This window comes from Streptomyces apricus (assembly GCF_008369065.1).
GTDB lineage: Bacteria > Actinomycetota > Actinomycetes > Streptomycetales > Streptomycetaceae > Streptomyces > Streptomyces apricus.
Map to the genome: position 1 here is coordinate 77658 of NZ_VDFC01000083.1, position 5310 is coordinate 82967.

Here is a 5310-nt window from a genome sequence, read left to right on the forward strand (position 1 = left end):
CCCCAGCACCGCGTCCATCTCCCCGCCCTCCACCGCGAAGTCCGGCTCGAACCCCGCGGAGCGGCACGCGGCGACGGTCAGCTCCCGCAGGTCGTACCCGTGCCGGAACATCACCAGCCGTTCCCCCTCCAGGTCCGCGACGTCCACGCTCCGCCGCCCGCCCCCCGGCGCCGGCGCCTCCGGCGAGGACACCACCACCAAGTCCTCCCGCAGCACCTCCACCGTGGTCAGCGCGGGCGACGGCGTCGGCAGGGGAAGCACGACCAGGGCGAGGTCGAGCGCCCCGCGGGCCAGCTCCCGCACCAGGTCGTGGGAGCCGCCCTCCTCGATCAGCAGCCTGATCCCCGGGTAGCGGTCGTGGAAGGCGCGCAGCACGTCCGGCAGCAGCCCCGTGCACAGGCTCGGGGTCGCCCCCAGCCGCACCCGCCCGCTCCGCAGCTGGACCAGCTCCTGCACCTCGTGCCGCGCGGTGTCCGCGTCCGCGAGGATGCGGCGGGCCAGCGGCAGCAGGGCCTCCCCGGCGTCGGTGAGCGTGATGTTCCCACGCGCCCGCAGGAACAGGTCGGCCCCCAGCTCCCGCTCCAGCGCCTTGATCTGCTGGGACAGCGACGGCTGGGCCACGTGGACCAGATCGGCGGCCCGGGTGAAGTGCCGGGTCTCGGCGACCGCCACGAAGTACTGGAGCTGCTGGAACTGCATCCCTCCAGCCTACGTGGACCATAGGGGTTGCCTATCGAAACGAGCCGCACCATGTCTTGGACCGATCGGCCTGCTCGCCCGTACCGTCGCTTCCATGGCTCTGGCAACGCGGACGGGCCGAAAACCGTCCATGACGCGCACCATGTGGGACTCGTCCGTCGGCAAGAAGACCGTGATGGCCGTCAGCGGCCTGATCATGCTGGGGTACCTGGCCGTCCACATGCTCGGCAACCTCAAGATCTTCTTCGGTGAGGGCGAGTTCGACCACTACGCCCACTGGCTGCGCACCCTCGGCGAGCCCTTCCTGCACTACGAGTGGGCGCTGTGGATCGTCCGCGTGGTCCTGGTCGCCGCCGTCGTCGCGCACGCCGTCTGCGCGTACCAGCTCAGCCGCCGCGACCTCCGGGCGCGCCCCACGAAGTACGTGCACAGCAAGCCCCGGGCCAGTTACGCCACGCGCACCATGCGCTGGGGCGGGATCATCCTCGGCCTGTTCATCGTCTGGCACATCCTGGACCTGACGACCGGCACCGCGCACCCGAACGGCTTCCAGGCCGGACACCCGTACCAGAACGTGATCGACACCTTCTCCACCTGGTACGGCAACGTCGTCTACATCGTCGCGATGCTCGCGCTCGGCCTGCACGTGCGGCACGGCTTCTGGAGCGCGGCACAGACCCTCGGCGTGGGCAGCCGCACCCGCGACCGGGCCCTCAAGACCGTCGCCAATGTGCTCGCCGTGCTGCTCACGGCGGGCTTCGTCGCCGTGCCCGTGGGCGTGATGACCGGRGTGGTGAGCTGACATGACCTCTGAATTCGCCCGCTACACGACCGGAGAGCCCGTCGCCGACACCAAGGCCCCCGGGGGCCCGGTGAACGAGCGCTGGGACACCCGCCGCTTCGATGCGAAGCTCGTCAACCCCGCCAACCGCCGCAAGCACACCGTGATCGTCGTCGGTACGGGCCTCGCGGGCGGCTCGGCCGGCGCCACCCTCGCCGAGCAGGGCTACCACGTCGTGCAGTTCTGCTACCAGGACTCCCCGCGCCGCGCCCACTCCATCGCCGCGCAGGGCGGCATCAACGCCGCGAAGAACTACCGCAACGACGGCGACTCGGTGCACCGCCTGTTCTACGACACCGTCAAGGGCGGCGACTTCCGGGCCCGCGAGTCGAACGTCCACCGGCTCGCCCAGATCTCCGTGGAGATCATCGACCAGTGCGTCGCCCAGGGCGTGCCCTTCGCCCGCGAGTACGGCGGCCTCCTCGACACCCGCTCCTTCGGCGGCGTCCAGGTCTCCCGCACCTTCTACGCCCGCGGCCAGACGGGCCAGCAGCTCCTCCTCGGCGCCTACCAGGCCCTCAGCAGGCAGATCGCAGCCGGGAACATCGAGATGCACGCCCGCACCGAGATGCTCGACCTGATCGTGGTCGGCGGACGGGCGCGCGGCATCGTGGCCCGCGACCTGATCACCGGGAGGATCGACACGTACTACGCGGACGCCGTCGTCCTCGCCACCGGCGGCTACGGCAACGTCTTCTACCTGTCGACCAACGCCATGAACTCCAACGCCACCGCCGTCTGGCGGGCCCACCGGCGCGGCGCGTACTTCGCCAACCCCTGCTTCACCCAGATCCACCCCACCTGCATCCCGCGCACCGGCGAGCACCAGTCCAAGCTGACGCTGATGAGCGAGTCGCTGCGCAACGACGGCCGGATCTGGGTCCCCAAGGCCAAGGGCGACGACCGCCCGGCGAACGAGATCCCCGAGGACGAGCGCGACTACTACCTGGAGCGCGTCTACCCGGCCTTCGGCAACCTCGTGCCCCGCGACATCGCCTCCCGCGCCGCGAAGAACGTCTGCGACGAGGGCAGGGGAGTGGGCCCCGGCGGCCAGGGCGTCTACCTCGACTTCGCCGACGCCATCGCCCGCATGGGGCGCGAGGCCGTCGAGGCCAAGTACGGCAACCTCTTCGACATGTACCAGCGCATCACCGACGAGGACCCGTACACCGTCCCGATGCGCATCTACCCCGCCGTGCACTACACGATGGGCGGCCTGTGGGTCGACTACGACCTCCAGACCACCGTCCCCGGCCTGTTCGCGATCGGCGAGGCCAACTTCTCCGACCACGGGGCCAACCGGCTCGGCGCCTCCGCGCTGATGCAGGGCCTCGCCGACGGCTACTTCGTCCTGCCGTCCACGATCAACGACTACCTCGCCCGCAACCCGCACCGCGCCGGCGACGACGAGGTGAACGACGAACACCCCGCCGTGCAGGAGGTCATCGCCGACACCGAGGACCGGCTGCGGCTGCTGCTCGCCGTCGACGGCGACCGCACCCCCGATTCCTTCCACCGCGAACTCGGCGAACTGATGTGGGAGTTCTGCGGCATGGCCCGTACGGAGGCGGGGCTGCGCAAGGCCCTGGAGCGCATCCCGCAGATCCGCGAGGAGTTCTGGCGGCGCATCAAGGTCCCCGGCACCGGCGAGGAGTTCAACCAGTCGCTGGAGAAGGCCAACCGCATCGTCGACTACCTGGAGCTCGCCGAGCTGATGTGCCTCGACGCGCTGCACCGCGAGGAGTCCTGCGGCGGCCACTTCCGCGAGGAGTCCCAGACCCCGGACGGCGAGGCGGCCCGCCGCGACGAGGAGTTCTCCTACGCGGCCGCCTGGGAGTTCACCGGCACCGGTGACGCGCCCGTCCTGCACAAGGAAGACCTCGTCTTCGAGTACGTCCACCCCACCCAGCGGAGCTACGCATGAAGCTCACCCTGCGCGTCTGGCGGCAGCGCCACGCCGACGCCGACGGAGCCATGTCCACGTACGAAGTGGACGGCATCTCGGCCGACATGTCCTTCCTGGAGATGCTCGACACCCTCAACGAGGAGCTCATCCTCAAGGGCGACGACCCGGTCGCCTTCGACCACGACTGCCGCGAGGGCATCTGCGGCGCGTGCTCGCTCGTCATCAACGGCGATGCGCACGGACCCGAGCGCACGACCACCTGCCAGCTGCACATGCGGTCCTTCCGGGACGGCGACACGATCGACGTCGAGCCGTGGCGGGCGTCCGCCTTCCCGGTCGTCAAGGACCTCGTGGTCGACCGGTCCGCCTTCGACCGGATCATCCAGGCCGGCGGGTACGTGACCGCGCCGACGGGCGCGGCGCCGGAGGCGCACGCCACGCCGGTGCCCAAGCCCGACGCGGACTTCGCCTTCGAGCACGCCGAGTGCATCGGGTGCGGGGCGTGCGTGGCGGCGTGCCCGAACGGGTCCGCGAGCCTGTTCACCTCCTCGAAGGTGAACCACCTCAACGTGCTGCCGCAGGGGGCGCCCGAACGGGAGACGCGGGTGCTGGACATGGTGGCGCAGATGGACGAGGAGGGGTTCGGGGGGTGCACGCTGGCGGGTGAGTGTGCGACCGCCTGTCCCAAGGGGATTCCTCTGATGTCCATCACGGGGATGAACAAGGAGTGGCTGCGGGCCACCCGCAAGGCGGGTAAGCGGTAGGGCTCCGCCCGGCCTTTGGAACCGCCTTCGGTTGTTGTTCCGGTGCGGGTGGTGGGGGCTGGTCGCGCAGTTCCCCGCGCCCCTTGCAGGGGCCTCCGGCCCCTTGCTACGGGGCCCGGCCCCTGGCATTCAGACAGCTCACATTCTGGCTCTCTTCATGGGTCACCCGGTGGTCAGCCGGGGTCGGGAGAACAGGAGCGCACGGGCCGTGCGTCACGGTCCGCCGCGCCGCTCCGCCGCATCCGGCCTGTGACCAGGAGAGAGCCATGACCGGCGTTTCCACGCTCGACAGCCCCCCGCCGTCGGCCGCACCCGCCCGCTACACCGTCACCCTCGCCCGCGACGAGTCCGACGTCCGGGACGCCCAGCGCCTGCGCCACGACGTGTTCGCCGGGGAGATGGGCGCCCTGCTGCCCACCCCGCAGCCCGGCCTCGACACCGACGCCTTCGACGCGTACTGCGACCACCTGCTCGTCCGCGACACGGCGACCGGCCGGGTCGTCGGCACCTACCGCCTGCTGCCCCCGGAGCGCGCCGCCGTCGCCGGACGGCTCTACTCCGAGAGCGAGTTCGACCTCGGCCCGCTGGCCGCGATCCGCTCCGACCTCGTCGAGGTGGGCCGCTCCTGCGTCCACCCCGACCACCGCGACGGCGCGGTCATCGGCCTTATCTGGGCCGGCATCGCCCGCTACATGACCGACCGCGGCCACGAGTGGCTGGCCGGCTGCTGCTCCGTCCCGCTCGCCGACGGCGGGGCGCTCGCCGCGGGCACCTGGGACCGGGTGCGCGGCAAGCACCTCGCCCCCGAGGAGTAMCGCGTACGGCCGCTGCTGCCCTGGAGCGCCGAGGGCGTGGCCCGTCCCGCCCGCACCGAGCTGCCCCCGCTGCTGCGCGGGTACCTGCGCCTGGGGGCCTGGGTCTGCGGGGAGCCGGCCTACGACCCGGACTTCGGCGTCGCCGACCTGTACGTGCTGCTGTCGATGCGCCGGGTCGACCCGCGCTACCTGCGGCACTTCCTCTCCCTCGTGCCCGCGTGATGGACGCGCCCCGCCTGAACGCGATCCCGGGTCCGCGGCGCGGCGCCGCGCCCCTCGTCGTAC

Annotated in this window: 5 protein-coding genes; 4 read left to right on the top strand and 1 reads right to left on the bottom strand. The window is 71.4% G+C overall.

The annotated features are described in order from the left end of the window. A partial coding sequence (locus FGF04_RS36060; RefSeq protein WP_149515674.1) for a LysR family transcriptional regulator occupies positions 1-699 on the bottom strand: 699 nt, incomplete at its 3' end. Positions 700-793: 94 nt separating this feature from the next. On the opposite strand from FGF04_RS36060, the gene FGF04_RS36065 reads away from it, so the two are divergent. From FGF04_RS36065 to FGF04_RS36080, 4 genes are all read left to right on the top strand, one after another. After that, positions 794-1501 carry a succinate dehydrogenase gene (locus tag FGF04_RS36065; protein ID WP_149515604.1) on the top strand — a complete coding sequence of 236 codons (708 nt, stop codon included), beginning with the start codon at positions 794-796 and terminating at the stop codon, positions 1499-1501. A gap of 1 nt (position 1502) precedes the next feature. Next, complete coding sequence (locus FGF04_RS36070; RefSeq protein ID WP_149515605.1) at positions 1503-3464, top strand: fumarate reductase/succinate dehydrogenase flavoprotein subunit; 1962 nt, start codon at positions 1503-1505, stop codon at positions 3462-3464. Then, positions 3461-4210: a succinate dehydrogenase/fumarate reductase iron-sulfur subunit gene (locus FGF04_RS36075; protein WP_149515606.1), complete on the top strand. Its 750-nt coding sequence runs from the start codon at positions 3461-3463 to the stop codon at positions 4208-4210. The genes FGF04_RS36070 and FGF04_RS36075 overlap by 4 nt, the downstream gene beginning before the upstream one ends. Before the next feature lie 266 nt (positions 4211-4476). Then, a complete protein-coding gene (locus FGF04_RS36080) occupies positions 4477-5247 on the top strand; it encodes a GNAT family N-acetyltransferase (RefSeq protein WP_149515607.1) in 771 nt (256 codons plus the stop codon). Positions 5248-5310 lie beyond the last annotated feature (63 nt).

Excerpts from the sequence above, each read along its gene's own strand:
- FGF04_RS36070 (WP_149515605.1), top strand. The coding sequence starts at position 1,503 with ATGACCTCTGAATTCGCCCGCTACACGACCGGAGAGCCCGTCGCCGAC.
- FGF04_RS36075 (WP_149515606.1), top strand. The coding sequence starts at position 3,461 with ATGAAGCTCACCCTGCGCGTCTGGCGGCAGCGCCACGCCGACGCCGAC.